The organism is Rhodopirellula maiorica SM1 (assembly GCF_000346295.1).
Classification (GTDB): Bacteria; Planctomycetota; Planctomycetia; order Pirellulales; family Pirellulaceae; genus Novipirellula; species Novipirellula maiorica.
Genome location: NZ_ANOG01000893.1, coordinates 1 through 1,921, shown reverse-complemented (window position 1 = coordinate 1,921; position 1,921 = coordinate 1). Strand labels below are relative to the sequence as shown.

3 protein-coding genes are annotated in these 1,921 nt (G+C 56.5%); all 3 read left to right on the top strand.

All coding sequences use genetic code 11. The annotated features are described in order from the left end of the window. The coding region (locus tag RMSM_RS28395) for an acyl-CoA thioesterase (RefSeq protein ID WP_040769801.1) at positions 1 to 356 on the top strand (356 nt) is incomplete at its 5' end. Between the two features lie 30 nt (positions 357 to 386). Then, positions 387 to 917, top strand: coding sequence for a hypothetical protein (locus RMSM_RS28390; RefSeq protein ID WP_008705347.1), 531 nt, complete (start codon positions 387 to 389; stop codon positions 915 to 917). 411 nt (positions 918 to 1,328) lie between these two features. Beyond that, positions 1,329 to 1,921: DNA gyrase subunit A (locus tag RMSM_RS28385; RefSeq protein WP_008705344.1), on the top strand; the 593-nt coding region annotated here is incomplete at its 3' end.

The window sequence follows — 1,921 nt, the reverse complement described above, 5'->3', positions numbered from 1 at the left end:
GTTATGTCCAGTGGACGCTTTGGGCTGCGTCAAAGCATTCTGCCGCCAATGGTTGGGATTCGAAGGCAGCGGCGGCCGAGGGGCTTGGCTGGGTCGTGCGTAAGCATGACATCACTTATCGTGCGGCCGCAGTGGCTGGGGACGAATTGGTGATTCGCACCTGGGTCAACGCGATCGATCGCTATGCATCGACGCGAAAGTATTTGATTTGTCGGCCGGCAGACCAATGTGTCCTGGCGCGAGCAGAAACACGCTGGGTCTACGTCGATTTGCGAGTTCATAAGGTGGTGGCCATCCCGGATCAAGTGCGCGAGAATATTCAGATTTCGTCGACCCCCCCGATGCCTTGGGCATGATCGGTTGCCGAGTGTCTCTCGATCAGCCGGTTGTCGCGACTGCGGACTAATAACAACGCGACCTCCGAGCAGTTGAACTATGAAAAGGAAACGCCCGCGGTGAATGCTGAGCAGAAATCGAGTTCTCCCTCGCTCGACAGTGGCCTTTTGCCGCTCCGCTTGTTCTTGCAGTTTGTCGGGCTGGTCACGTTGTTGGCGTTTCCAGCAGCAATGATGCCTGAGAAATGGATGGTCGAGATTGCCAAATTGCTTGGGATTCATTCGTTTCCTGCAGCACCGCTGACCTTTTACCTCGCTCGCCATCTGTCGATCCTGTACGGGTTCGTGGGGATCGGATTGTTGGTTTTGGCCCGCGATTTAGTGCGTTATCGTCCGCTCGTCCGGTATTTGGCCGTCGGCACAATCGCATTCGGGGTGGCGCAGTTCGTTGTCGATTCGATGGCGGGGATGCCTTCGTGGTGGACGTGGGGCGAATCAATCTCGACGGTGGCCGGGGGCGGCCTGTTGGTCTGGCTTAATCGCGCTGGTTCGTCGGGTGGCCGCCCAATCCAGGATGCGTAATCGCGAGACGATCGCCTTTGGACGGCGGCTCTTGTGGGTGGGTTCCTGTGTTGCTGTCGAGGGGTTGGTTCCCCGGTTTACCTAAGTTGAAATTCGGTGATCGGAGGTGGTCGAAGGGGTGTCAATTTAGACGCCGGGCAGCGGATTCGCGGCTGGCATTCACTCCCCTCCGATGAATCGGTCGCAAGTATCTGATATGTAAGGATTTGCGACAACGCTTCCAGTCGCGTGGGTCGTTGTGAGGCAAGGCGAAAAAGGGTACACTTTGGGGCTGAATTCGGGGTTCGAATGAAGCTTTCCTGAAACGGGGACTGCCCCTTCGAAAGAAGCAGGGGTACTCCCCGTTTTACGAAAAACAAAGCTCCCAAAAAGACAGCATTTCGCACCCAGCACTCCTCTTAGGACACGACGTTGGCAGAAGACGAAAATAACAAAGAAGATGGCGAGGGCGAAAACAATGGCCCTGAGGGATTTCAGGACGGGATCGACGGCGGTGCGGGCGCGTTTCGCCTGATCGATTTGCCGATCGAAGACGAGCTTCGTGAAAGCTATCTGACGTACGCGATGAGCGTGATCGTCAGTCGTGCTTTGCCCGATGTTCGCGATGGATTGAAACCCAGTCAGCGACGGATTCTAGTCGCGATGAACGACTTGAACCTCGGCCCCGGCAGCAAGCGAGTCAAATGCGCGAAGATCTCGGGGGACACTTCGGGTAACTATCACCCGCACGGTGAAAGTGTGATCTATCCGACGTTGGTGCGGATGGCTCAAGAATGGAACATGCGTTCGCTGCTGATTGACAAGCAGGGGAACTTTGGCAGCATTGCGGGGCTACCTCCGGCGGCGATGCGATATACCGAAGCTCGCTTGAGCGCGGTGGCTGCATCGATGTTGGACGACTTGAAACTCGACACCGTCGACTTTATCCGACGTATGACGAAGCTCGCAACGAACCGACCGTGCTTCCGAGCCGTTATCCCAACCTGCTTATCAACGGCAGCGGC